Source organism: Halocynthiibacter namhaensis, assembly GCF_000812685.1.
Classification (GTDB): Bacteria; Pseudomonadota; Alphaproteobacteria; order Rhodobacterales; family Rhodobacteraceae; genus Halocynthiibacter; species Halocynthiibacter namhaensis.
The window spans coordinates 363,342-389,587 of record NZ_JWIF01000056.1; the positions used below are offsets into that span (position 1 = coordinate 363,342).

At 52.4% G+C, this 26,246-nt stretch carries 27 protein-coding genes; 16 read left to right on the plus strand and 11 right to left on the minus strand.

The annotated features are described in order from the left end of the window. Positions 1–39: 39 nt before the first annotated feature. The 9 genes from mutM (at position 40) to gyrB (ending at position 9,776) form a co-directional block, all read left to right on the plus strand. Positions 40–891, plus strand: coding sequence for a bifunctional DNA-formamidopyrimidine glycosylase/DNA-(apurinic or apyrimidinic site) lyase (gene mutM / locus RJ38_RS09765; protein WP_039018636.1), 852 nt, complete (start codon positions 40–42; stop codon positions 889–891). 62 nt (positions 892–953) lie between these two features. Beyond that, positions 954–1,730 carry an enoyl-CoA hydratase gene (locus RJ38_RS09770; RefSeq protein ID WP_039018637.1) on the plus strand — a complete coding sequence of 259 codons (777 nt, stop codon included), beginning with the start codon at positions 954–956 and terminating at the stop codon, positions 1,728–1,730. A 206-nt stretch (positions 1,731–1,936) separates the two neighbouring features. Beyond that, entirely contained in the window at positions 1,937–2,203 is a 267-nt protein-coding gene (gene rpsT / locus RJ38_RS09775) for a 30S ribosomal protein S20 (RefSeq protein WP_039018638.1), read from the plus strand. Between the two features lie 227 nt (positions 2,204–2,430). Continuing rightward, on the plus strand, positions 2,431–2,880 hold the full coding sequence (locus tag RJ38_RS09780; RefSeq protein ID WP_039018639.1) for a rhodanese-like domain-containing protein: 450 nt from the start codon (positions 2,431–2,433) through the stop codon (positions 2,878–2,880). Between the two features lie 31 nt (positions 2,881–2,911). Beyond that, complete coding sequence (gene dnaA, locus RJ38_RS09785; RefSeq protein WP_039018640.1) at positions 2,912–4,291, plus strand: chromosomal replication initiator protein DnaA; 1,380 nt, start codon at positions 2,912–2,914, stop codon at positions 4,289–4,291. A gap of 151 nt (positions 4,292–4,442) precedes the next feature. Then, a complete protein-coding gene (dnaN, locus tag RJ38_RS09790) occupies positions 4,443–5,561 on the plus strand; it encodes a DNA polymerase III subunit beta (protein WP_039018641.1) in 1,119 nt (372 codons plus the stop codon). Continuing rightward, positions 5,558–6,664, plus strand: a complete 1,107-nt coding sequence (gene recF / locus RJ38_RS09795) for a DNA replication/repair protein RecF (protein WP_039018642.1) — start codon at positions 5,558–5,560, stop codon at positions 6,662–6,664. Before dnaN ends, recF begins: the two co-directional genes overlap by 4 nt. Continuing rightward, the gene (locus tag RJ38_RS09800) at positions 6,661–7,281 is read left to right on the plus strand and encodes a LysE family translocator (RefSeq protein WP_039018643.1); all 621 of its coding nucleotides are present in this window, start codon (positions 6,661–6,663) and stop codon (positions 7,279–7,281) included. Before recF ends, RJ38_RS09800 begins: the two co-directional genes overlap by 4 nt. A gap of 77 nt (positions 7,282–7,358) precedes the next feature. After that, complete coding sequence (gene gyrB, locus RJ38_RS09805; RefSeq protein ID WP_039018644.1) at positions 7,359–9,776, plus strand: DNA topoisomerase (ATP-hydrolyzing) subunit B; 2,418 nt, start codon at positions 7,359–7,361, stop codon at positions 9,774–9,776. Positions 9,777–9,829: 53 nt separating this feature from the next. On the opposite strand, the gene RJ38_RS09810 is transcribed toward gyrB, so the two are convergent. Both RJ38_RS09810 and rbfA read right to left on the minus strand, forming a co-directional pair. Further along, positions 9,830–10,504: a phosphodiester glycosidase family protein gene (locus tag RJ38_RS09810; protein WP_039018900.1), complete on the minus strand. Its 675-nt coding sequence runs from the start codon at positions 10,502–10,504 to the stop codon at positions 9,830–9,832. Between the two features lie 56 nt (positions 10,505–10,560). Then, positions 10,561–10,977, minus strand: coding sequence for a 30S ribosome-binding factor RbfA (gene rbfA / locus RJ38_RS09815; RefSeq protein ID WP_039018901.1), 417 nt, complete (start codon positions 10,975–10,977; stop codon positions 10,561–10,563). Between the two features lie 99 nt (positions 10,978–11,076). Between rbfA and dapB the strand changes: the two genes are divergently transcribed. Then, positions 11,077–11,889, plus strand: a complete 813-nt coding sequence (gene dapB, locus RJ38_RS09820) for a 4-hydroxy-tetrahydrodipicolinate reductase (RefSeq protein ID WP_039018645.1) — start codon at positions 11,077–11,079, stop codon at positions 11,887–11,889. A gap of 42 nt (positions 11,890–11,931) precedes the next feature. On the opposite strand, the gene RJ38_RS09825 is transcribed toward dapB, so the two are convergent. The 7 genes from RJ38_RS09825 to RJ38_RS09855 form a co-directional block, all read right to left on the minus strand. Further along, complete coding sequence (locus tag RJ38_RS09825; protein WP_039018646.1) at positions 11,932–12,876, minus strand: calcium-binding protein; 945 nt, start codon at positions 12,874–12,876, stop codon at positions 11,932–11,934. 119 nt (positions 12,877–12,995) lie between these two features. Continuing rightward, positions 12,996–13,346, minus strand: a complete 351-nt coding sequence (locus tag RJ38_RS09830) for a DUF5665 domain-containing protein (protein WP_238321673.1) — start codon at positions 13,344–13,346, stop codon at positions 12,996–12,998. Between the two features lie 9 nt (positions 13,347–13,355). After that, positions 13,356–13,889 (minus strand): DUF1643 domain-containing protein, encoded by a 534-nt coding sequence (locus tag RJ38_RS09835; protein WP_039018647.1) that lies wholly within the window; start codon positions 13,887–13,889, stop codon positions 13,356–13,358. Next, entirely contained in the window at positions 13,886–14,791 is a 906-nt protein-coding gene (gene truB, locus RJ38_RS09840; RefSeq protein ID WP_039018648.1) for a tRNA pseudouridine(55) synthase TruB, read from the minus strand. Before truB ends, RJ38_RS09835 begins: the two co-directional genes overlap by 4 nt. A 35-nt stretch (positions 14,792–14,826) precedes the next feature. Next, complete coding sequence (gene deoD / locus RJ38_RS09845) at positions 14,827–15,612, minus strand: purine-nucleoside phosphorylase (protein ID WP_082005696.1); 786 nt, start codon at positions 15,610–15,612, stop codon at positions 14,827–14,829. A 12-nt stretch (positions 15,613–15,624) separates the two neighbouring features. Further along, positions 15,625–15,960, minus strand: a complete 336-nt coding sequence (locus tag RJ38_RS09850; protein WP_039018649.1) for an H-NS histone family protein — start codon at positions 15,958–15,960, stop codon at positions 15,625–15,627. Between the two features lie 106 nt (positions 15,961–16,066). Next, entirely contained in the window at positions 16,067–18,052 is a 1,986-nt protein-coding gene (locus tag RJ38_RS09855; protein WP_039018650.1) for a protein meaA, read from the minus strand. Positions 18,053–18,344: 292 nt separating this feature from the next. Here RJ38_RS09855 and RJ38_RS09860 point away from each other — a divergent pair, with 292 nt between their 5' ends. The 6 genes from RJ38_RS09860 to RJ38_RS09885 all read left to right on the plus strand — a co-directional run bounded on the left by RJ38_RS09860 (position 18,345) and on the right by RJ38_RS09885 (position 24,551). Next, entirely contained in the window at positions 18,345–19,748 is a 1,404-nt protein-coding gene (locus tag RJ38_RS09860) for a 1-acyl-sn-glycerol-3-phosphate acyltransferase (RefSeq protein WP_052245314.1), read from the plus strand. Positions 19,749–19,870: 122 nt separating this feature from the next. Then, a complete protein-coding gene (ccrA, locus tag RJ38_RS09865) occupies positions 19,871–21,157 on the plus strand; it encodes a crotonyl-CoA carboxylase/reductase (RefSeq protein ID WP_039018651.1) in 1,287 nt (428 codons plus the stop codon). Positions 21,158–21,363: 206 nt separating this feature from the next. Further along, positions 21,364–21,579: a hypothetical protein gene (locus RJ38_RS19050; RefSeq protein WP_039018652.1), complete on the plus strand. Its 216-nt coding sequence runs from the start codon at positions 21,364–21,366 to the stop codon at positions 21,577–21,579. Positions 21,580–21,634: 55 nt separating this feature from the next. Beyond that, positions 21,635–22,237, plus strand: a complete 603-nt coding sequence (locus tag RJ38_RS09875; RefSeq protein WP_337588974.1) for a helix-turn-helix transcriptional regulator — start codon at positions 21,635–21,637, stop codon at positions 22,235–22,237. Positions 22,238–22,335: 98 nt separating this feature from the next. Beyond that, positions 22,336–22,968 carry an acyl-homoserine-lactone synthase gene (locus tag RJ38_RS09880; protein WP_039018653.1) on the plus strand — a complete coding sequence of 211 codons (633 nt, stop codon included), beginning with the start codon at positions 22,336–22,338 and terminating at the stop codon, positions 22,966–22,968. Positions 22,969–23,018: 50 nt separating this feature from the next. After that, positions 23,019–24,551 carry an ATP-dependent DNA helicase gene (locus RJ38_RS09885; protein WP_039018654.1) on the plus strand — a complete coding sequence of 511 codons (1,533 nt, stop codon included), beginning with the start codon at positions 23,019–23,021 and terminating at the stop codon, positions 24,549–24,551. A gap of 2 nt (positions 24,552–24,553) precedes the next feature. Here RJ38_RS09885 and RJ38_RS09890 read toward each other — a convergent pair whose 3' ends face one another. Beyond that, a complete protein-coding gene (locus RJ38_RS09890; RefSeq protein WP_039018655.1) occupies positions 24,554–25,309 on the minus strand; it encodes a TIGR02186 family protein in 756 nt (251 codons plus the stop codon). After that, complete coding sequence (locus RJ38_RS09895) at positions 25,309–26,223, minus strand: sulfite exporter TauE/SafE family protein (protein WP_039018656.1); 915 nt, start codon at positions 26,221–26,223, stop codon at positions 25,309–25,311. The genes RJ38_RS09890 and RJ38_RS09895 overlap by 1 nt, the downstream gene beginning before the upstream one ends. Positions 26,224–26,246 lie beyond the last annotated feature (23 nt).

Below are 26,246 nucleotides of genomic sequence, written 5' to 3' on the forward strand. Positions count from 1 at the left end.
CCCGCGCATACAATGCGCTGCTTTTACACAGGATGAAATATGCCCGAATTGCCCGAAGTCGAGACCGTGCGCCGGGGGCTTTTGCCCGCTATGGAAGGCGAGATGATTGAACAGGCTGAGGTGCGCCGTGAAGGTTTGCGCTGGCCCTTCCCAGACAATATGGCGGATCGGCTGACGGGTGCTGGGGTGAAGGCCTTGCGCCGACGTTCAAAGTATATTTTGGCGGATCTTGATACGGATGAGACGTTGATCATTCATCTGGGCATGTCTGGCCGGATGCAAGTATCAGGCGTTAAAATAGGCGGTTTCTATCATGACCATCAACCTGAACAAAAACATGACCATGTGGTGTTGCACATGTCGGGCGGCGGGCGCGTTACGTTTAACGACGCGCGCCGGTTTGGGGCGATGGATCTTGCACCAAGTGACGCGGTAGATCAGCATAAGATGTTGGTAGGGCTTGGGCCTGAACCTTTGGGTAATGATTTTCATGAGGATCTTTTGAGTGAACGGTTCAAAGGGCGCAAAACACCGGTGAAATCTGCATTGTTGGACCAAAAGATTGTCGCGGGACTTGGCAATATTTACGTTTGCGAAGTGTTGAACCGGGTCGGCATCTCGCCTCGGCGGTCTGTGGGGGAAATTAACGCTACGGAAATTGGCCTGCTTGTACCAGCAATCCGAGAGGTGCTTTCGGAAGCAATCGAGGCGGGAGGATCTTCGTTGAAAGATTATCGCCAAGCAGACGGCGAACTTGGTTATTTTCAACACTCTTTCAAGGTTTATGGTCGTGAAGGTGAAGCCTGTCAGACCCCAGATTGTCGTGGTGAAATCGGGCGAATCACACAGGCTGGACGCTCATCTTTCTTTTGTGCGCAATGCCAAAGATAGCTTGATCCACGGCCCGGGTTTGGTAAGGCTGCCGATTAACTGAGGTAACAGATGGTAATTCCATGGCCTATGAGACGCTAATCGTCGAAATTGAAGACCACATCAAAACCATTCGGCTGAATCGGCCCGATGCTTTGAACGCTCTGAACAGCACCTTGCTGACGGAACTGGCGGATGCTGTGAAAGCGGCAGATGAAAATGATAAAGTGCGCTGCATCATTATCACGGGTTCTGACAAAGCATTTGCTGCGGGCGCTGACATCAAAGAGATGTCTGAGAAATCTTTCGTGGATGTTTACATGAACGATTTGTTCGGCCCCGAAACGGATCAACTGGTGAAGGCGCGCAAGCCCATCATTGCAGCTGTATCTGGTTATGCGCTGGGCGGTGGGTGTGAACTTGCGATGATGTGCGATTTCATTATTGCCTCTGAGACTGCGAAATTCGGCCAGCCTGAAATCAATCTTGGTGTTGTCGCAGGCATTGGCGGCACGCAGCGTCTTTCACGTTATGTGGGCAAGTCCAAATCCATGGACATGCATTTGACAGGCCGCTTTATGGATGCAGAGGAAGCAGAACGTTCTGGCCTTGTGTCGCGTGTTGTGCCGGTGAAAAAACTTATGGAAGAAGCCATGAGTGCGGCACATAAGATTTCAGAAAAATCCATGCTGACGTCTATGGTTGTGAAAGAAACCGTGAACCGGGCCTGGGAAACCACCCTATCGGAAGGTTTGCTGTTTGAGCGTCGGGCCTTCCATTCGCTTTTCGCATCAGAAGATCAAAAAGAAGGTATGGCTGCCTTTCTCGATAAGCGTCAGGCGCAATTTCGGGATAAATAAAGACAAATGTGATCCGCAACGTGTGTTTCGGATCACATTCACTGGCGTTTAGGGGTTTCCCTTCGAGTGAAAATACCCTAATAGCTGCCGTTATACATGCGTGTGAGGCCCGCTTTGGCCAGAATCATCGGTTCTGAACCCGGTTGGACCTGCGCGCGCAATAGAATTCAATGCTCGGCCCCGTCCGACGATAAGGAACAGACATCATGGCAAATACGCCTCAAGCTAAAAAACGCGCACGTCAGAATGAAACACGCTTTGCTATAAACAAAGCCCGCCGTTCGCGCATCCGCACATATCTGCGCAAAGTTGAAGAAACAATCGCATCTGGTGATCAAACAGCTGCTGCTGCTGCTGCACTGCGTGAAGCACAGCCTGAATTGATGCGTGGCGTTTCAAAAGGCCTGCTGCACAAAAACACAGTAGCACGCAAAATGTCCCGTCTTTCAGCACGTGTAAAAGCACTCGGCTGAACTGCAACACATTACTGATTCTAAAGCGGCGTACCCTATTAGGGTGCGCCGCTTCTTCGTTTTAGCCACCCGTATTTTTTAGAGGGCCCCTTATTTTGAACGATTAAACAGAGCCTCCGAAGATTCGAATGAACAAAGTGTGAGTCAAGGATGAAGTTCTGTTGCGTGCGTCGCCAACAGCTTGCTAATTTAACCGAGCGATTCACGTTTACCTTAGGAGACAAGCAATGAGCCTAGGGTTGGTTTCAGATATTTTAGAAGTATCCCCACAAGATGCGTGGGACATTTTAAAGAATGAAAGCAACACAAAACTTATTGATGTCAGAACACGCGCCGAATGGGGATTCGTCGGCGTGGCTGACATTAGGGCGCTGAGCCAGGAGACGATCTATGTCGAATGGGCCAGCTATCCTTCAATGTCCGCAAACCCGCACTTCGGGAAAGAGGTTTTGGAAGCACTCGACGGGGATATCCCGGACCGTTTGCTTTTCATTTGCCGATCCGGAGTGCGTTCACTTCATGCTGCGAAAGCGGTGGCCCGATTGTTGTCTGACTGTGGGAAGTCGGTTCAATGCATCAACGTGGCCGAGGGGTTTGAAGGTGACTTGAATAGCGAGGGACAGAGGGGCCAGCTGAATGGCTGGAAGTTGAGAGGGCTGGCCTGGCGCCAGTCATAATGCGGATGTTTGACGAAGCGGGTTAATAATAATGATGAACCAATCCTGGGTCCAAATCAGGGAAAACCTAGAAGCCACTGTCGGTAAGAATAACTATGTGAACTGGATTGAGCCTCTTGAGCTCTCTGGTCTCGACAATGGTGTGGCTGTTTTCCGTGTGCCGACCAACTTTATGGGCAATTGGGTGTCACGCAATTTTGGCGATGACATCGTGCAACTGCTCAAGAGCAGTGGCGAAGCGGTTAGCCGTTTGGAATTTTCTGTAGGTGCCGTGCGCTCTGTGAAACGTGCGCCGGTTGCAGCAAAACTGCCAACGTCTGAGGCGAAAGCTGTATCCTCGCCTGCAGTGCAGAAATCTGCGGCGCAGGCGGTGCCCGGTGCGCCGTTGGATGCGCGTTTTACTTTCGACAGCTTCGTTGTGGGTAAACCCAATGAGTTGGCACATGCTGCGGCGCGTCGTGTTGCTGAAGGCGGCGAAGTCGCGTTTAATCCACTGTTTCTTTATGGTGGCGTTGGCCTTGGCAAAACGCACCTGATGCACGCGATTGCCAATCAGCTGCGTACACAACGACCTGATCTAAACGTGGTCTATCTGTCCGCAGAACAATTCATGTATAAATTCGTGCAAGCTTTGCGTGATAAAAAGATGATGGATTTCAAGCAGTTGTTCCGAGCTGTTGACATTCTGATGGTGGACGACGTGCAGTTCATCGCAGGCAAAGGTTCAACGCAGGAAGAATTTTTCCATACATTCAATGCCCTTGTGGATCAGAACAAACAGATCATTATTTCAGCTGATCGCGCCCCTGGTGAGATCAAAGAACTGGAAGATCGCATTCGTTCGCGCATGCAAAGTGGTCTTGTCGTTGATCTTCATCCAACTGATTATGAACTGCGCCTGGGCATCCTTCAGCACAAGGTTGAACAGCACCTGATACGGGATTCATCTTTGGTGATTGCAGATGGTGTTCTTGAATTCCTTGCCCATCGAATTTCCACCAATGTGCGCGTTCTTGAAGGCGCTTTGACCCGCCTTTTTGCCTTTGGGTCACTCGTTGGTCGTGAAATCACACTGGATCTGGCACAGGATTGTTTGGCGGATGTTCTGCGATCGTCTGATCGTAAAATCACGGTGGATGAGATCCAACGCAAGGTGTCTGAACATTACAATATCCGCCTTTCTGAGATGATCGGTCCCCGTCGTGTTCGCAACATTGCGCGGCCGCGTCAGGTGGCGATGTATCTGGCAAAACAACTGACCACGCGGTCTTTGCCTGACATTGGGCGACGTTTCGGCGGGCGTGATCACACCACGGTTATGCATGGTGTGAAGCGCATTGAAGAACTGCGTGTGACGGATTCTCAGCTTGAGGACGATCTTGAACTGTTGCGCCGGGCACTCGAAGCCTAATTTTCGCATATAATTGCAACAGATCATGGGCTGGGGCCTTGACGCCCCGCCCATTCCATTGAACATTCGGAAAAAACGATTTCACGGGTCGCCAGAATGCGCTACATTCGACGTCCCGGCGGGGAAAACCCGTCAAACAAGGAGCAATGGAATGAAACTCAGCATCGAGCGCGCAGCCCTTCTGAAAGCAGTGTCGCAGGCACAGTCAGTTGTTGAACGCCGCAACACCATTCCGATCCTAGCCAATGTTTTGATCGAAGCCGAAGGTGAACATGCCAGTTTCCGGGCGACCGACCTTGATATCGAAGTCGTCGACAAAACCGTTGCCCAGGTTGAACGCGCTGGCGCGACCACTGTTTCGGCTGTGACCCTGCATGAAATCGTACGCAAACTGCCCGATGGGGCGCTTGTGACTTTGACCGAAGACAGTGCATCCGGACGCATTACAGTCGAAGCTGGGCGTTCGAACTTCTCGCTGGCGACTTTGCCGCGTGAAGATTTCCCGGTCATGGCAAATTCTGAATATTCCGCGAATTTCGCGGCAAAAGCATCTGATTTGCGCCGTCTGTTCGATAAGTCCAAATTTGCGATCTCAACCGAGGAAACCCGTTACTATTTGAACGGCGTTTATATGCATATTGCGGACGCCGAAGATGGTAAGATGCTGCGGTGCGTTGCAACCGATGGTCACCGTTTGGCGCGTATCGACAGCGCGATGCCTGAAGGCGCAGAAGACATGCCTGGCGTAATCGTACCGCGCAAAACTGTGGGTGAATTACGCAAATTGTTGGATGACGACGACATGCAGATCGCTGTGTCCGTTTCCGAAACCAAAGTACGTTTCGCAACGCCTGACATCACGCTGACATCCAAAGTGATCGACGGTACATTCCCAGATTACACGCGCGTAATTCCGCAAGGAAATACACGTAAGCTGGAAGTCGACGCCAAGGATTTCGCCAGGGCTGTTGACCGTGTGGCGACTGTTTCGTCAGAACGGTCCCGCGCTGTGAAATTGGCCCTTGATGAAGATCGTTTGGTTCTATCTGTTAACGCACCTGACAGCGGTGCTGCGGAAGAAGAGCTGGCCGTGGCTTATGGCGACGAGCGCTTGGAAATTGGGTTCAATGCGAAATACCTGCTGGAAATTGCGAACCAAGTTGACCGCGAAAACGCTGTTTTCATGTTTAACTCTGCCGGTGATCCGACTTTGATGCGCGAAGGCAATGACACCTCTGCGATCTATGTCGTTATGCCGATGCGCGTGTGACAGGACTGGCCCTGCGAAAGCTTAGGCTTTCGCATTTCCGTTCCCATAGAACCTTAAATCTTGACTGCACGCCGGGCCCTGTGGCGATCTATGGGCCCAATGGCGCGGGTAAAACCAATATTATCGAAGCAATTTCAATGCTTTCCCCGGGTCGCGGTTTGCGCCGCGCCGCCGCTGACGATATGATCCGCAAGCCAGAAGCGCTGGGTTGGAAGATCGCCGCAGAGCTGCAAAGCCTGACGCAGATCCATGAAATTGAAACTTGGCTTGAAGGCGGGCAGGGACGAAATGTGCGCATTGACGGCAAATCCGCCAGTCAGGTCGCCCTTGGTCGCATCGCGCGCGTGCTTTGGCTTGTACCATCCATGGATCGGCTTTGGCTCGAAGGTGCGGATGGGCGGCGGCGTTTCCTTGATCGCATGGTTCTTAGTTTTGATCCCAATCATGCGCAAAACACGCTGACCTATGAAAAATCCATGCGCGAACGCAATCGGCTGCTGAAAGACCAAATCCGTGATGCCCATTGGTATCGTGCCCTTGAAGCGCAAATGGCCGAAGCAGGCGCTGCCATTCAAACCGCTCGGGCGCATGCCATTACGGCGCTTGCGCAAGCCCAAGATGGCGCTGAAACCGAATTCCCGCGCTCTGATCTTGAAATCATCATGCCTGAGGGCCTTGAGGTCGCCATCGGAAAGGATGCGCTTGCTGACAGTTTCGCCGCATCTCGCCCCCGTGATCTTGCAGCAGGGCGGACCATAACAGGGCCCCATCGTGCGGATTTATCTGCGATTTTCACAGCCAAGGGTGTGCATGCCAAGGAATGTTCCACAGGTGAACAAAAGGCGTTGTTGATTTCGCTCATTCTGGCCAATGGGCGCGCCCTTGCGCAATCTTTTGGCGCACCGCCTATTCTTTTGCTGGACGAGGTCGCAGCCCATCTTGACAGCAACCGCCGTGCCGCCCTTTATCACGAGATCACCGCCCTTGGTGCTCAGGCCTTCATGACGGGCACGGGGGAAGAACTTTTTGACAGCCTGTCAGCGGATGCCATGCGCCTGCATGTGTCAGAGACAGACAATATCAGCGAAGTAGCACCGCAATGACGTTAACCGCTTGGGAATTGTTCCTCTATGCCAGCGCCGTTGGGGTGCTTTTCCTGACACCGGGCCCGGTTTGGGTCGCGATCATTGCACGCGCAATGGCAGGCGGTTTTCATTCTGCTTGGCCCCTTGCGCTTGGGGTCGTGGTCGGTGACGCGATTTGGCCGCTTGTGGCTGTGCTTGGGGTCAGTTGGCTGGTGCAGGAAATCTCAGGGTTTATGCTGATTTTGCGATGGGTTGCTGTGGCGTTTTTCATCTTCATGGGGATCAGTCTGATCCGAAATGCCGACAAGGAAATTGGCAGCAATAGTCGCCTGACCGCACCCGGAATGTGGGCCGGTTTTGTTGCGGGCGTGATTGTTATTATGACAAACCCAAAGGCTGTGATCTTTTACATGGGTATTCTGCCGGGCTTTTTCGATCTGACGAAAATCACCACTCCAGACATCATTGCCATCTGCGCGGCATCTATGATTGTGCCGCTTGTGGGTAACATTTTCTTTGCCCTTTTCGTCGACAAAATGCGCCGTTTTATCAAAACGCCAGGCGCGATCAGGCGCATGAATATCATCGCGGGTAGCCTGTTGGTTTGTGTCGGCCTGATCATCCCATTCACCTGACATAAATCTGGCGTGATTCGCGTGACACTCTCTGCGAAATCAGCTATACAAAACCTCCAATTACGAGGAAACGCAGTATGTCTGACGACAATCCGAAGCCAGAAGAATATGGCGCAGATTCTATCAAAGTTCTCAAGGGTTTAGAGGCGGTTCGCAAGCGCCCCGGGATGTACATCGGGGACACGGATGATGGCTCTGGTCTGCACCATATGGTCTATGAAGTCGTGGACAATGGCATCGATGAAGCGCTTGCCAATCATGCGGACCACGTCAGCGTCACAATTCACGCGGATTCCAGCGTATCTGTCTATGATAACGGGCGCGGTATTCCGGTTGGGATGCACGAAGAAGAAGGCGTTTCCGCCGCCGAAGTGATCATGACGCAGTTGCACGCTGGCGGCAAATTCGATAGCAATTCCTATAAGGTTTCCGGCGGTCTGCACGGCGTGGGTGTGTCTGTTGTGAACGCTCTTTCTGTCTGGCTGGAACTGCGCGTTTGGCGCGACGGCAAGGAACATTTTGCAAAATTCGGTCACGGTGACACCACTGAGCATTTGCGCGTTGTTGGTGATGCGAATGGTAAAAAAGGCACTGAGGTGCGTTTCCTTGCTTCGACCGATACGTTCTCGAACCTCGAATATTCGTTTGAAACGTTGGAAAAGCGCCTGCGTGAATTGGCGTTCCTGAACTCAGGTGTGCGGATTCTTTTATCCGACGAACGCCCTGCTGAACCACTGACAACGGAACTGTATTACGATGGCGGCGTGAAAGAATTCGTCAAATACTTGGACCGATCCAAGACCTCTATCATGCCGGAACCGATCTTTGTGACGGGTGAAAAAGACGATATTGGCGTTGAGGTCGCGATGTGGTGGAACGACAGTTATCATGAAAATGTGCTGCCCTTCACCAACAACATCCCGCAACGCGATGGCGGCACCCATATGGCCGGCTTCCGTGGTGCTCTGACCCGCACGATCAACGCTTATGCACAGTCATCTGGCATCGCGAAAAAGGAAAAGATCAGCTTTACCGGTGATGATGCACGTGAAGGTCTGACCTGTGTTCTTTCGGTGAAAGTGCCCGACCCAAAGTTCTCGTCTCAGACCAAAGACAAATTGGTGAGTTCCGAAGTGCGCCCGGCTGTCGAAGGCCTGATGAACGAAAAACTAACGGAATGGTTTGAAGAAAATCCGACCGAAGCCCGCATCATCGTTTCCAAAATCGTGGAAGCGGCCCATGCGCGTGAAGCGGCCCGCAAAGCCCGTGATTTGACCCGCCGCAAAACCGCGATGGACGTGAATTTCTTGGCCGGTAAGTTGAAAGATTGTTCCGAAAAAGACCCGTCCAAAACCGAAGTCTTTCTGGTGGAGGGTGATTCCGCTGGCGGTTCCGCACAAACCGGGCGTGATCGGATGACACAGGCGATTTTGCCCCTAAAAGGTAAGATTCTAAACGTTGAACGTGCTCGTTTTGATCGCATGTTGGCCAGCCAAGAGATCGGTAACCTCGTGATGGCGCTTGGCACCGGAATTGGTCGGGATGAATTCAACATCGAAAAGCTGCGTTACCATAAAATCGTTATCATGACGGATGCGGATGTCGATGGTGCCCACATTCGTACGTTGCTGTTGACCTTCTTCTTCCGTCAAATGCCGGAACTGATTGAAGGTGGGTATTTGTACATCGCGCAGCCGCCGCTTTATAAGGTGTCACGCGGCAAGTCAGAAGTTTACCTTAAAGATCAAGCCGCGATGGACGATTACTTGATCGAACAAGGCATTGATGGCGCGACCCTGAAATTGACCACTGGCGAAGAAATTGCAGGCCAAGATTTGCGCCGCGTCGTGGATGAAGCCCGCCAAGTGCGCCGCATTCTGCAAGCTTTCGCGACTCACCATCCGCAGCATATTTTGGAACAAGCCGCGATCGCTTCGGCCTTCGTGCCAGGGGCCGCGGATCAAAACTTGCAAGGTGTTGCGGATGCAATCGCTGCGCGGTTGAACCTGATTGCGACGGAATATGAACAAGGCTGGCAAGGGCGCCCGACGCAAGACAAAGGCATTCGTCTGGCACGTCTTTTGCGTGGCGTCGAAGAGGTTCGCACGCTTGATGGGCACGTTATCCGGTCCGGCGAAGCCCGGAAGTTGGGTACATATACCGACAGCTTGAAGGAAACCTACGGTCAGCCTGCGCGCCTTGTACGCAAGGATAAAACCACGGTCATCAACAGCCCGACTGAGCTTTTGAAAGCGATCCTGCAAGAAGGCGAGAAAGGCCTGTCTCTGCAGCGTTACAAAGGTTTGGGCGAGATGAACCCTGATCAGCTGTGGGAGACCACTTTGGACCCAGACGCGCGCACATTGTTGCAGGTGAAAATCGATGACCTCGCTGAGGCCGATGATATCTTCACAAAACTCATGGGCGACGTTGTTGAACCCCGCCGTGAGTTCATTCAGACCAACGCGCTTAGTGTTGAGAACCTCGACTTCTGATCAAAACGCACATATTGAAACATCAACGCGCGCCTGATTTTAGGTGCGCGTTTTTATTTGTCGATGACCGTGCCGACGATCGCACCAACCGAAAATCCAAAATCTGATCGGCCGCGTTCACTGTCATACATGCGCGAAACTTTGCCGTCGAAATACAGCGCATTCGGCAGTTCAAGATGATCGCGAAATAGGGTGGCGAAGTCGTGAAAGTTAACGCGCTCATTCGAAATAGCAAAGACGGCGCGCATTCCATCGGCAGAGGTGCCAACGCCGTTGCGAATATATCTTGATGTGCCATTCGGTAGAAGGCGTGGATGTAATGCGCCATCAATCACCAGCATAGGGCCAGATTGCGTGGCATAGTCGCAGCTTGGGGTGCTTTCGCGGAAGTCATTGGTTTCAATCACATTCAATGTGTCACTGATGCAGAAAACGCCATTGGGCGTCAGGCCAAAGTTCCCAAATCCACCACCAGAGGCAAGAGGGCTTTTGACGGTGCCGTCCTCAACATATAGGCCGACGGGGCTGTAATCATCATGATACATGCCGGCGTTCATGGCGAACCCAAGCGTTTCATCATCAGGCAGCTCGTTGTTGATGGTTGAAAAATGCCCCATCACGTCCCCATTGGAATCGGTATGGAATAGGCGCAAATCTGCACTCGCGGAGGTTTCGCAGATGGTGAAGGATTGATCCAACCAAATCACATCTCCGCATGTCGGGTTCATGTCTTGCGCCAAGGCAGAGCCACAAATCCAACATGCGAAAAATGTGATTAAAACTCTCAACTGGTGCTGTCCTCATCTGTGATTGCGACGTCGCGTTGCACGGTCTCATTTTCCAGCAAGCGACGGGTCGCATCCATTTGATCAAAGGTATGGTCTATTTCATAGCGCAGTTCTGGCGTGTGCTTTAGCGCCATCTTCTTGCCGATTGTTCTGCGAATCTCATGGCGATTTTTGCGCAAAAGCGACAGGGCTTCGTCAGCGCCTTCGCCCCCCAAAGGCAGGATGAATGCCGTCGCGATATGCAGATCGGGGGTGCAACGCACCTCGCCCACAGTTATAGAAATGCGGTTTAGGTCCGGATCGTGGATATCACCACGCATCAGGATTTCGGAGAGATTGCGGCGGATCAATTCGCCAACGCGAAGTTGCCGCTGAGACGGGCCGCGCCCGGAGCTATGTGAGTTCTTTGCCATATACATCATGTAAATGCGCAACACGCCTGACGCAAGCAGGGGTTTTCACAACGGCCAACACCCGCTATTGCCAGAGGTAACGATAATGGAGTGCGTAAGATGACAGATCTTCCCGGTGTGGTGATTACAGGGGCGTCCGGCCGTATGGGGCAGATGCTGATTAAAACGATTTCCAGCGGCGATAAGTTGCGCTTGGTGGCGGTGCTTGAACGCTCAGGGCATGACTGGATTGGGCGTGATGTTGGTGAAGCCATGGGCGGGCCGGCGATTGGCGTCAAAGTTACCGATGATGCACTTGAGGCGTTTTCCAAGGCTCAAGCTGTGATCGATTTTACATCACCAGATGCGTCTGTTGCGTTTGCCGATCTCGCGGCCCAAGCCCGCGCAGTGCATGTGATTGGTACAACGGGTTTCGAAGATCATCACATTGAACGTCTCGGTTTTGCTGCGTTGCATGCACGGATCGTGCGCGCGGGCAACATGAGTTTGGGTGTGAACTTGTTGATGCAATTGACGAAAAAAGTGGCCGCTGCGTTGGACGAGGATTTTGACATCGAGGTGATCGAAGCACACCACAATCAAAAGGTCGACGCCCCATCTGGGACTGCGTTGATGTTGGGCGAAGCGGCTGCGGATGGGCGTGGTGTTGACTTGCATGATGTGTCGGACAACGCACGTCATGGCATTACGGGAAAGCGGGAACGCGGGCATATCGGGTTTTCGAATATTCGCGGTGGCGACATTATTGGCGAGCATGATGTGCTGTTCGCGGGACCAGGTGAACGCATCACGTTACGCCATGCAGCGAGTGATCGGGGCATCTATGCGCGCGGCGCGATCAAGGCTGTGTTATGGGCGATGGATCAAAAACCGGGTGCCTATGACATGTTGGATGTGTTGGGGCTGAACTGACCACCCAGCGGGGTGTGTATCTGACATCGATGCAAGCTGTATTTACCGTAGTTGAAGTGAAATTTGATCCGCTGTTAGGGCGGGCGCATTGTTGACCGTTGCAACAACCTCGCCGTCTAATAGAATCATCTGCGTGTCAGCATTTTCGGGATCCGGTTCGACGGTGACTTCATTAGGTTCATCACTGAATGGATCCAAGAGCAACACAATGGAATCTTCCGAGCTGTCGAAATCCATGATTTGTGCCCCGATGGGCAGCGTGTCGGTGATATTTAGTTGAAAGCTATCGGCGCCTTCCCCCCCGGTGGCGACGTCGGCGTCCCCCACAATAAGGGTGTCGTCCCCGTTCCCACCATTTAAAAAGTCCCGGATATCGACGCCACCATCATCGAGACCGGACAGAATGTCATCGCCTTGACCACCTTGGATATTATCTTCGCCAGCGCCACCAGAAATGACGTCGTCACCGGAACCCCCAGCTAAGGTGTCATTGCCATCGTTGCCTTCTAGGATGTCATCGCCGTCGCCGCCGACAACAAAGTCGTCTCCGTCGCCTCCGCGCACTGTGTCGTCGCCGTTTTCACCAAATAGACGATCATTACCGTCATCGCCGGTGATCGTGTCTTCACCGTCCCCGGCGTGAATTTCATCATTTCCAAAATCGCCAGATAGGTCATCGTCTCCGTCGTCACCGTCGATTGTGTCATCGCCCGCACCGCCGTGAATTTCGTCGTCGCCATCATAACCGTTGATTAGGTCATTTCCGCCAGCGCCATCAATGTCGTCGTTCTTATCAGTGCCCGATATGGTTTCAGCCGTCCCGTCACCTGCAAGAAGGTTCGGTGCTGTATCGGATTCTTTGGGGCCGTCACATGCGGGGCTATCTTTTTCGTCATCCTCAGTGTCATTTGAGAGAGAGGAGAAATCCGACATGCCAACGGCGGACCCGACAACAAGCACACCAAGCAGTGAAAATAAGCTTAACATTCAACCCACCAATCCCAACAAAGATTACAGCACACCGCATGCCTTCGGCGATTGCGGATGTGCAGGCTTTATTGGATAGCAGGTTCATCTTTTTCAAAGGTTAATAGGATGCATCCGCATCAGTCGACGGCGGTTCTATTGGTGATTATGTCAACGATTTCCGATGCCCATTCGCCGATCACAGGAATGAAATCGATCGAGGAAAGAGAGTATACGATCATAGAAACAAGCAATGTTGCCCCAAGTAAGGTGCCAAGGCCGAAGGCCATGCCTCGTAAAAGTTGAAATAAAAGCAGCAAAAATACTGAGTTATGAATGCGCACAAAGCGATGAGAATTCAGACGAGTCACCTCTTTGCGCAGCTTAGCCAACTCGTTTTCGAAGTCTTGATCAGGCATGGCAGAAACCGCTTCCGCTTCCATTTCTGGTTTGGCGGTTTCGGGCTTCGGGGCGTCTGTGATGTTGGTCATCGTAAAGTCCTATGCGCAAATATCAGGCCGTATGACGCCATCCCATGATATGGGGCGCGTCTTATATGATATATAGAGCGGATGGCGTGGATGACCAGCTTTGGAGGTGCCAAGCGTGGCCAACGGCCTGCCTGTTGCGCGCAAAACAGCCGCCATTTCGACGCCGCGCCCCAGATGATCTGCATGTGCACCCCAACCGCATAGGGTTAAATCGCCCCACTGGGCGGCATCGGTGACCAATCGGTCATTCTCGGGGCCAGTAGGATGTTGCGCACGCTTCATGTTCTTTGGGTCGGTGTCTCGCCATGCGAATATATTGGTGATTTTAATTCCACCATACCCCAAGGCCCGAGCGCGCCGTTCGCAGCGTTCAATTGTCGGGTCGTTTTGGACTTCGGTTGCTGTTGAGGGGTTCAGCATAACGTAGGTCAGGCGCGGGGCGGTTTCATCCCAGACGCGGGTCAATGCGTAGCGATAGCGTTCGCAATCAGAATAAAGGGCGACCGATGCTGCGTCGCCCTTTTGATGCGACCGTTCAATCAATGTAAGAACACACGATTTGGATGCAGCTCGCCTGCTTTATACACACCGACGGCGATCGCTTTCCCGTCGAGTGAAGCCCAAGCTTCGTCTCCGTATTCGGCGTCTGACATCAACACCATTCCTGGGTTGCCGTTGCGTAGTTTAGTCGCGCCCTCAACGGTGGTCTTTACCTCAGGGATGCCATCAAGACCGACCTCAAGAGGGTGCATATATTGATCGATTTCACCCGATTTCGCCAGTTCTTCGACGGTGTCCATGGTGATGCCATCGACAACCTCAAATGGGCCAGACCAGATACGTCGCAATTCGCGGACATGACCAAGACAGCCAAGTTGTTCACCCAGATCACGTGCAATTGCGCGGACATACCCGCCTTTGCCACAGGTCATTTCAAGTTCAACATGATCCGCGTCGGGGCGCGATACCATGGTCAGTTCTTCGACCCAAAGAGGACGTGCTGCGATCTCGATTTCTTCACCGGCGCGGGCCAGTTTATAGGCGCGCTGGCCGTCGATTTTTACGGCAGAAAATTGAGGCGGCACCTGCATGATGTCACCGGTGAAGCTGGGCAGCGCAGCAATGATGTCTTCATCCGTTGGGCGCGCGTCATTCTGTGCAATCACTTCACCTTCTTGATCGTCGGTGTTGGTGGCTTGGCCCAAACGCACGGTGAAGCGATAAGCTTTCAACGCGTCAGTGATGAAGGGGACAGTTTTTGTCGCTTCGCCAAGGGCAACCGCCAAAACACCCGTGGCATCTGGGTCAAGCGTGCCTGCGTGACCAGCTTTCTTGGCGTCCATCGCCCATCGCACCTTGTTCACCACCGCATTTGAGGTGATGCCTGCGGGTTTGTCGATCACCAACCACCCGGAAATATCGCGACCTTTACGTTTACGCGCCATCTTATGTCCTGCCATCCATCTGAGAAGCCCGTCAGCTACAATGCACACGAAGATTGGTCAAGGTTTGACCTCACCCCGTGTGAGTTAAGCGGACAGGCCATGTTTTGGGTGCATTGATTAGCGAAAGCGGCTTCGAGCGCGATTTCCACCATATCACCAAAGCTTTTTTCGCGTTGATCGGAAGGCAATGCTTCGCCCGTTCTTAGGTGGTCTGATACGGTTAGAATGGCCAGTGCACGTATGTTGTGACGTGCAGCAAGATTGTATAACTCGGCCGCCTCCATCTCGACACCTAGGATACCGTGTCGTGTCATTTCTTCGGTGAGGTCAGGGCGTTCATCATAAAACACATCCGATGAGTAGATCCCGCCCACATGTGTAGGGGTACCTTTTGTTTCCGCAGCGGCGACCGCGCCACGCAACAATGACCAATCGGCGCAAGGTGCGAAGTTGATTTCTTTGAAGATACCGCTGGATGGGGTCGACAGGCTTGTGGCTGTCATCGCGATAATAACATCACGAATGGCCACGTGATCCTGCATGGCACCACATGAACCGATCCGGATTAAGGTCTTTGCCCCAAAATCGCGGATCAGTTCATTGGCGTAAATTGACAGGCTTGGCATACCCATACCAGACCCTTGAATAGACACTTTGTGGCCGTTCCAGGTTCCGGTAAAGCCTAGCATCCCACGAACTTCGTTCACAAGGCGCACGTCTTTCAGAAAATTTTCTGCCGCCCATTTTGCGCGATAAGGATCGCCCGGCATTAGAACAGTTTCTGCGATGTCACCATTTTTGGCGCCTATGTGAATTGTCATGGGTCTCTCCCGTTATGAAATTTCCATCTCTGACGGGTTTGTACCCCGGCTTAATGCCTCGGTAAACCAATTGGGTTTGCGGCCTTTGCCGGTCCAGGTCATTTCTGGATTGTCTGGGTTTGCGTATCTTGGGGCGGAAAGTGAGCCGTTTGCACGCATCCCCCGCCTTTTATTTGGATTCGCATTGGACAATTCATCCAATGAGAATCCAAATTCGGATGCTGCGGCTTTTGCTGCATCCAAAGCGGCTTGGCGATCACGAGCTTCCGCTTGCGCCAACGCCGTATCAATATTTGTACGTAAAACCTTTAACTCGTTACGACTAAGGGTTGAAAGATCGATATTCATTTTTTGCTCCCGTTATCGTGGGGGCAATAGGGCATAAATGCAGCTCAATTTCAAATGATTATCTGTTCCCTGCGTATAAAACGAGCGACGGGCGTGTCGCAGGGAGTTATGAAACCTTGTCGGCGACAAGTGTGATTAAGTCTTTCATAATGAGGTTTAACTCGAAATCCTTGGGGGTATATACTTTTGAAACGCCCAATTTGAGAAGTCTATCGACGTCAATATCCGGAATAATTCCACCGACAACCACTGGGGTATTATTGTCGTCATTTCGCGCCAGTTGCACCATCAATTCTTCAACTAGAGGGAGATGGGATCCAGAAAGAATCGAAATGCCAATTACATCTGCATTTTCGTCACGAGCGCTTTTTACGATTTCTTCGGGGGTCATGCGAATGCCATTATAGGTGATATCCATGCCGCAATCCCGCGCGCGCGATGCGATTTGTTCGGCGCCGTTTGAGTGGCCGTCAAGGCCTGGCTTTGCCATCAGAAACTTTAGGCGGCGGCCAAGCTTATCACTGACAACATCGACCTGTTCGCGCAGTTCATCCAACCCTTCGGTGCGATTTGACGGGTTCTTACTGACGCCAGTTGGCCCGCGATATTGACCGAAGGCGTCGCGCAGCATGTCGCCCCACTCACCTGTCGTGACACCGGCTTTGGCCGCGGCAATCGAGGGGCCCATGATGTTCGCACCGGATGCAGCGGCGGCCCGCAGGTCGGACAGGGCGCGATCAACTGCTGTACTGTCTCGCGCAGAACGCCAAGTATCCAGTCGACTGATTTGGTCCGCCTCAGCGGCTGCATCGACAACCATGATGGCGCCATCCCCTGCAGTCAGAGGGCTTTCTGCACCCTCCGTCCAACGGTTCACACCGACAACAGTGGTTTCACCGGTTTCAATGCGTGCAATCCGTGCCGCATTACTTTCGACGAGCCGAGACTTCATATATTCGATCGCCCCAACTGCGCCGCCCATGGCATCAATTTGGGCAAGTTCTGCCCGCGTGCCCGCTTTCAACGCCTCAACCTTGCGTGTGACAGCAGGGTTTTCGTCGAACAGGTCATCATATTCCAGCAGGTCCGTCTCATAGGCGAGGATCTGTTGCATCCGCAAAGACCATTGCTGATCCCAAGGGCGTGGCAGACCCAGGGCCTCGTTCCAAGCAGGTAGCTGCACGGCGCGTGCGCGCGCGTTTTTCGACAAGGTGACCGCCAGCATTTCGATCAGGATGCGATATACGTTGTTTTCGGGTTGTTGTTCCGTCAGGCCAAGGCTGTTCACCTGCACGCCATAACGGAAACGGCGGAACTTGGGGTCTTCGACACCGTAACGTTCGTGGGTGATTTCGTCCCAAAGTTCGACAAATGCGCGCATTTTACACATTTCGGTGACGAAACGGATGCCTGCGTTCACGAAGAATGAAATCCGGCCTACCATGGCGGGGAAGGCGTCTGTGGGCACTTTGTCTTTGAGGTCATCTAACACGGCTATTGCGGTGGCCAAAGCGAAGGAAAGCTCTTCTTCTGGTGTCGCGCCCGCTTCTTGCAGGTGGTATGAACAAACGTTCATCGGGTTCCATTTGGGCAGGTGTTCGCGGGTGTATGCCGCAACATCGGTGATCATACGCAGGCTTGGTTCAGGCGCGCAAATATAGGTGCCGCGCGACAGGTATTCCTTGATCAGGTCGTTTTGCACTGTGCCTTGCAGCTTTGATACATCTGCGCCTTGTTCCTCAGCCGCGGCGATGTAAAGTGCTAACAACCAAGGCGCGGTCGCGTTGATTGTCATAGAGGTGTTCATCTGTTCCAATGGGATCTGGTCGAACAGGGCGCGCATATCGCCAAGGTGTCCAACCGGCACGCCGACTTTGCCGACTTCGCCACGTGCCAACACATGATCACTATCATATCCGGTTTGCGTGGGCAGATCGAAAGCTACGGAAAGCCCAGTCTGCCCTTTGGACAGGTTTTCTTTATAGAGCGCATTTGAAGCCGTCGCCGTAGAGTGACCGGCGTAGGTTCTGAACAGCCAAGGGCGGGCTTTTTCTGGGGTGAATTTCTGCGGTTGCGAAGGTGTCTGCGACATCGGGGCCTCACTCTGCGCTGGGGCGTGCCCAGCAATTTTATTTCGTCAACACCTATCTATAGGAAATTTTGAAACCCTGTCAATTCGCTGCGATGCGGCATTGTGGGCAAAACGAAGTCGAACTCACATGACAATAGGGATGTAAGCCCTTAATTTTCTCACCCTGTGGGGATGCCGTATTTAAATGAACTGATACGCTGGGGAAAGATTTTGTGGCGCACTATCACAAAAAGGCAGCGTATTGTGTCGCGTAACTGCTTTTCTCCGCCATGATCTCACGCTATGTTACGCTATGTTTCGTACGGTTGAACTGCCTTTCTGGGCGCTAATTCTCATTCTGTTGTTCGCAGCGGTGACGTTTGCCAGTCATTTTCTGTTTCCCTCTGTTCGGTGGTTCTTCCGTCGTCGGATGGAACGGGTTGTGGCGAAAGTGAACACCCGCCTTGATCGCCCGATTGAGCCGTTTAAACTCGCGGAACGTCACGATATGATCCAGCGCTTGATTTATGACCCAAAGGTTGCGCAGGCCATTGTTGACCATTCTCGGGAAGAAGGTGTTCCGGAAAATGTTGCCTTTGAAAGTGCGCGCCGCTACGCACGTGAAATCGTACCATCGTTTTCGGCGACCGCGTATTTTGGCTTTGGCACCCGTATCGCGCGCTGGCTGTCTAACCGAATTTACCGTGTAAGATTAGGGCATTACGATGAGGCGGCGATCAAAGCGATTGACCCCAATGCTACCGTTATTTTTGTGATGAACCATCGTTCAAACATGGATTATGTATTGGTTACATGGCTTGCAGCAGAGCGATCTGCCCTGTCCTATGCCGTTGGTGAATGGGCGAGAATTTGGCCTTTGCGTGCTTTGATCCGCTCAATGGGGGCCTATTTCATTCGTCGTAAGAGTCGCAATAAATTGTATCGGCGGGTGTTGGCGCGTTACGTCCAGATGGCGACCGAAGGTGGAGTGACGCAGGCGGTTTTCCCTGAAGGTGGCTTGTCTCTTGATGGGTCTGTCCAGCCCCCAAAATTGGGGCTTTTGTCCTATATCGTGAATGATTTTGAGCCAGGGAAAAACCGCGATGTTGTCTTCGTTCCTATCGCAATAAATTATGATCGGGTGCTTGAAGATCGTGTTTTGATCGATGCGCAGAAACGTGGTGATCGCAAATTTGGCTTTACCATACTGGGCGTGTTCAAGTTCATTTTTAGGCAGATTAGATTTGCGTTCACCGGGCGTTTCCATCGTTTCGGGTATGCAGGGGTCAGCTTTGGCAACCCGATGTCATTGTCAGAATTTATGTTAGCCGGGAACAAGGGGCCTGAAGCGGTCGGCAACGCCTTAATGGATCGTATTCGCGATGTATTGCCTGTATTGCCCGTGCCCTTGGTTGCGACGGTGCTGTTATCCACCAGCGAAGCGTTAAGCGAGGATGTATTGTCCAGCCGTGTCGCCACCTTAATTGATCAGATCTCGCATGACGAAGGTCATGTGCATTTGCCGCGTAACTCATCTGATTATGCGGCGAAAGTGGGGCTGCGCATGTTGAAGTTGCGCAAAATGGTTGTTGAAACACCTGCTGGGTTCATCATGGCACCCGACCATGAAGATGAGATATCGTTCTACGCGAACTCTATCGCACATCTTGTGCATTCCGGTGGTGGTGCTGCGTCGCAGAATCTGGATGAGAAATAAAGTTACCAAATAGATCTAATTTGGGTTGCAAAGTTTCGCGGTGAATCTTATTCCATAAAAGAACACCGCTGCGGGGTCGTTGATTCTGCGTTGCGGCAAACTGCTTGCAAAGGAGGCCCGCTATGGCGCTCGACACACCTGGTGATATCCTGTATTATGACGCTCCCAAGAAAGATCTCTATGAGGTCGGTGAAATTCCACCGATGGGTCATGTACCAAAACAAATGTACGCTTGGGCTATTCGCCGTGAACGTCATGGTGAGCCTGACAAAAGCTTTCAGCTTGAAGTCGTCGATACGCCGATTTTGGACAGCCATGAGGTTTTGGTTTTGGTGATGGCTGCAGGCGTTAACTATAACGGTGTTTGGGCGGGCCTTGGTCAACCGATCTCACCATTTGATGTGCATAAGCAAGATTACCACATTGCGGGTTCTGATGCGTCTGGCATTGTTTGGGCGATTGGTGACAAGGTGAAGAGCTGGAAGGTGGGCGATGAGGTTGTCATTCACTGTAACCAAGACGATGGTGATGACGAAGAATGCAACGGTGGTGATCCGATGTTCTCGCCCAGCCAGCGCATTTGGGGCTATGAGACGCCTGATGGATCTTTCGCGCAGTTCACCAATGTTCAGGCGCAACAGCTTTTGCCGCGTCCGAAACACCTGACTTGGGAAGAAAGCGCTTGTTATACGCTGACTTTGGCAACGGCTTACCGCATGTTGTTTGGTCACCATCCACATGAATTGAAGCCTGGTCAGAATGTTCTGGTTTGGGGTGCATCCGGTGGTCTTGGGTCTTTCGCGATCCAATTGATTAATGCCGCTGGCGGCAACGCGATTGGGGTGATTTCCGACGAAGACAAACGTGACTTCGTTATGGGGCTGGGCGCCAAGGGTGTGCTGAATCGCAAAGACTTCAACTGTTGGGGCCAGCTACCGACGGTGAACACGCCTGAATATAACGACTGGTTCAAAGAAGTTCGTAAGTTCGGCAAAGCGATCTGGGACATCACCGGTAAGGGCAACAATGTTGATATCGTCTTTGAACACCCAGGTGAGGCGACATTCCCTGTTTCAACATTCGTGTGCAAAAAAGGCGGTATGATCGTGATCTGTGCGGGGACGTCTGGGTTCAACTGTACCTTTGATGTCCGCTATCTTTGGATGCATCAGAAGCGCGTTCAGGGCAGCCACTTTGCGCATCTGAAACAGGCCGCGTCTGCGAACCGCTTGATGGTCGAGCGTCGCATCGATCCTTGTATGTCAGAAGTATTTCCGTGGGACGAGATCCCAGCAGCGCACATCAAGATGCTGCGGAACGAACACAAGCCGGGCAACATGGCCGTGTTGGTTCAATCGCCTCGTACGGGGTTGAGGACCTTGGAAGACGTGCTCGAAGCGGCAGAGTAAGGCCATCGACATCGATGATTCGGCGCCTTCGGGCGCCGTTTTCATTTCTGCATGAAATTATTTTTCGCCCCGACCAAGAAATAATAACACCTTAGAAACAAGGTCCTCCCTATTTTGGGGGAGTTGAAAGTCGTGAGTTTCGCAAAAAATGTTACTCGTGCTAGGGTTGTGTTAAGGTTTTGTTAACGACTGAAGGAGAGTCTATTATGAAAAATGAATGGATACTGGATGTTCTCACCGACTTGAAATCATTTGCTCAGCAAAATGGCTTCACCTCGCTGTCAGAACAGTTGGATGACACGACTTTGATTGCAGCCTCTGAGCTCGCCAATCAGGGCGGAGGAGAGCGGAATCAAACCTTCGGGAACATCAACGCGGCTGGAAGGGCTCATCGATTCAGTTCATCAGGCACAAACGCTTGAGGAGCTACAGGCTCTTATAATTAGCCTAAGGGATCTCTATGAGGTCGAGCATCTTATCTATCATTCGGTAAACAGCACTGGTCAACAATATGCGGCGTTAACCTATGACCCCAGTTGGGTCGAGCGATATGTGGCAGACGGTTTGGATCGTATCGATCCGGTCGTGCAGGGATGTTATCAACGCTTCCATCCCGTGGATTGGAAGCAATTGGACTGGTCGACAAAGTCTTCGCGCCATTTTCTGGAAGAAGCCGCAGGCGCTGGTGTCGGAAATCAGGGACTGTCCGTTCCTATCCGAGGGCCAAGCGGCCAATTTGCCTTATTCACAGTGAATCATCGATGTACCGACTTCGAATGGGAAAAGTTCAGCCAGAACTCTGTGAAAGATCTGTTGCTGGTGTCTCACTATGTAAACCAAAAAGCTTTGGAACTGGAACGTGGCACCGATGTCGTTCCTGGGCAGGCCCTGTCGCCGCGCGAAATTGATGCGCTGACGATGCTTGCATTGGGGCTTAGCCGGGCGCGCGCTGCGGAACGTCTTTCTATTTCAGAACATACATTGCGGGTCTACATAGAAGGCGCGCGTTTTAAGTTGGGTGCGTTGAACACCACCCATGCCGTTGCGCGTGCGCTTGTGAAAGGCCTGCTTGTCGTTTGAAGTGTTAACTGAACTTTAAACCTCCGACCCAGAGATTTACCCTATATTGCCGACACTTACCTCTGATTATTGCCAGTTTTGCAATCACGGAGGGCAGTATGCTCAGATACTTTTATGCCGACGAGCTTTCATCATTTCCCAAATTGCGCGACACGATGTTTCGTGATCGTGCAGACCAATTTAAGGGGCGTTTGGGCTGGGACGTGCATGTGAATCGCGCCGGTGAAGAACGTGATGAATACGATCTCATGAATCCGCTTTATGTGATTTGGCAACAAGCCGACGGGCGTCATGGTGGATCAATGCGGTTTCTGCCGACCTCTGGTCGCACCATGGTTAACGATCATTTCCGCGATCTCAGTGATGGGGCGAAAATTCAAAGCCCTCTTATATGGGAATGTACTCGGTTTTGCCTTGGGGCTGGTGCTGCCCCCAGTGTGTCGGGCGCTTTGATGTTGGGCGGGCTTGAACTTGGGCTTGGGCATCATTTGACCCATGCGGTTGGTGTGTTTGATCATCGTATGGTGCGTGTTTATCGGCGACTTGGGTGGGGGCCAACGGTGATGGGCAGCACCGGGCAGGGGCGCGATGCGATCAGTGTGGGGCTTTGGGCGTTTACACCGGAAATTCGCGCCACGCTGTTGCAAAGAACCGGCATAGGCCGAGAGGTGTCAAAACTATGGTATGACCGGGCCTTTGGCCATCGAAACCCGGTTTCAAAATCAGCTTAAGCAAGGTTATGGGGCTGGTATGTCATGGGGCGCGCCTATAGGTTCGCCTCATGAATGTACCCGTCAAAATCATCTTGTCAGACGACCAAGCCGAAGCTTGGGATAGTTTGACTGACCTTCTAAGCGCGGCTGGTGTGAACCTCACTGACTCGCTGTTGACGCCAATGTCTGATGGCAAAAGCCAAGTGATGGCTGTCATGGGCAAGGCGGGATCTGGCAAAACCCTTTTGTTGGCCGAGTTTTACAAAGCCTTAGAAGACGGTGGCGTGAAGGTTGTTTCAGGCGATTATGAGGGCAAGCGTAAGAAAGACCAGCGCACTTTGGCCATTCTTGCGCCGACGAACAAAGCGGCAAGTGTGCTGCGCAATCGTGGTGTGCCAGCCACGACCATCCACCGCATTCTATACACCCCGGTTTATGATCCCGAATATGAAAAAATCGCCGAATGGTTGGCTGGAGAAGGTGAAAAACCTGAGATTGAGGGGCTGACGGATACAGCCCTTGACCGTGCGTATGAGTTTTACCAAGCGAATAAATCCATTCCTGGTGCCTTGGCGGTAGCTGGCCTGCGCGGGTCCGATTTCATCACGGGATGGAAACGTCGTGATGATCCGCTGGATATCGGGTTTATTGACGAAAGTTCGATGTTGGATGAGCGCCAGTTCGAAGATCTGAAAGAGATTTTTCCAACGCTTGTTCTGTTTGGCGATCCGGCCCAGTTGGCCCCGGTTGGCCAATCGGGAGAGATGGTGTTTGATCGTCTACCCGAGAAACAGAAAATCGAGCTCTCGCGGGTGCACCGGCAAAAGGCGGACAGCCCGATCTTGGATCTGGCCCACGCTTTGGCTGACCCACAAATAGGGTTCCAAAAATTCGAACAGATGATTACAGAAGCCGCGCAGAAAGATGATCGCGTGGTTCTGGCGCAGCGTGTGGAAAGTGATCTGATGGCGCGCAGCCCGGTTTTGGTCTGGCGCAACGCGACGCGGATCAAGCTGATTCAAGCTTTCCGGTCGGCCCATGGTGCCCCACCTGACGAATTATTGGCGGGCGAACCCTTGATCTGTGATGGCATCGAGTTGCCTGCAAAGCACCGCAAAAAACGCATTGATCTCGAGGCACGCGGTCTGATCAAAGGCGCGCAAGTTGTTTATCTTGGGCCTGGCCGCAAACCGGGGTTCTCGCGTTTGCATGTGATGGGGGCGGAAGATCCACAAGTGTCCGCAGCATCCATTGTGAAAATCGAAATCCCCGACGAAGAAGAACCCTTTATTCCCTTCGCAGCACGCATGGGCGCAGCTTTCCTGCATGGCGCAGCGGTGACGATTCACAAGGCGCAGGGGTCTCAGTGGGAAAACGTACAAGTCTTTGCCCCAGACCTGTTCGTTGCCGCCCGCATGGGCCGGGTAGAAGCCGGACAGCCACTTTGGAAACGCCTGGCTTACGTCGCGATCACCCGCGCGCAAGAACGTTTGTTCTGGGTGGTTCGTAACCGCTTGGCCCGCCCATCCCATGATTTGGTCGTCGATGATCTGAAGGCAGCGGCACCAGCAGCGCTTACGTTAACGTCGGGCGATGAATAACCTTAGGTGCGTATATATCTAAACACAGCGGACGCGGCCCATCCTGCAACGATTGCAATAAACAGTGACAATAGACCGTAGATCAATGGGCGTTCATGTGCGAGATTATAGATCCAGCGTTCAAGCCCGACTTTTCTAACGTCGATGATTGTATCATATTGATCAACGACCGTGCCACCACGTGTCAGGAAAATACGCGCGGTATAGTCACCTTCGACAAGATTGGCAGGCAGGGACAACGACGTGGCGAACAATGTGTCCTCTGACAGTTCAACACCGCCAGGCATCATTTGGTACAGCCGTTTTTGAGTGCGAATGCGAATGATGGCATCGGTGAAATCTTTGGGGTTATCGGTCGAAAAGGCTGTTCCGATCGATTGAATGGCACGCGGAATCGAGATGCTATGTTCTAGGTCATCCGCGTCACTTAAGATCGTTTCAAGCGGCCCGGTTGTGGATACAGCGTAAAAACTTGGTGCGTTATCGATGATGACGTCATCGACGTTCACCCAAATGCCATAGCGGCGATCTTTACGGCGCACAGTTACCGCTTCGGATGGGCCGGAAACAGCGATAATAACATCCAATGGGCCTTCAGGTGTAGGGGCGTCGCGCTTCACGGCTCCGAAGATCAAAATGTCCGACCCGTCAAAGTTCGCCGTGATAGACACACGGTTTTGCGACAGGCTTGCAACAACTTCTTCAGCCTGCACAGGCAGCGTGAACAAGCACAATAGGATCAGAAGGCGTTGAAACATTAGTGGCCTCCGGACCCGATAGAGTAAAGTTCGGACGGTTGCAGTAGCAGATCAAGCGCAAGCTTTCCACACACAGCAAGGACCATCAAAGCCAGCAAAATGCGCAACTGTTCGGCTTTCATTTTTACGCCGATGCGTGTGCCGATCTGTGCGCCAACAACGCCACCCACCAAAAGCAAGACGGCCAAAGCCATGTCCACAGTATAATTGGTCGTCGCGTGCAGAAGCGTGGTGAAGGCCGTCACAAAAATGATTTGAAACAGTGAGGTCCCGACAACGACTTTTGTTGGCATGCCAAGCAGATAGATCATCGCAGGCACCATGATGAAACCACCGCCCACACCCATGATCGCCGCAAGAACACCGACGAACACGCCGATAACCAAGGGGGGGAATACCGAAATATACAGCCCTGAAGTCCGAAACTTCATCTTGAATGGCAGGTTATGGATCCAATTGTGCTTTTTGCGTTTTGGAACAACACCTGGCTTTTTGGAATTTAGGATAGCCTTGGCGCTCTCAATGAACATCAAGCCACCGATCAGGCCAAGGAACACGACGTAACATAGCTTAACCAGGAGATCGACCTGGCCCGCACTTTTCAGCATGTTGAAAAGCTGAACGCCTAAGGCAGCCCCGACCAAGCCGCCTATTAACAGCACCGTTCCCATCTTTAAGTCGACGGTCTTTCGCTTGAAATGCGCAAGGACGCCAGAAAACGAAGATGCCACGATCTGATTGGCCTCGGTCGCAACGGCCACAGCCGGCGGAATGCCAATGAAGAACAGAAGCGGTGTCATTAAAAATCCGCCACCAACGCCAAACATGCCTGACAAAATGCCGACAAGCCCGCCCAAACCTAGGAGCAGGAACGCATTAACGGAAACTTCGGCTATAGGTAGATAAATCTGCATATCCACCCATAGCCCGGAAGTTA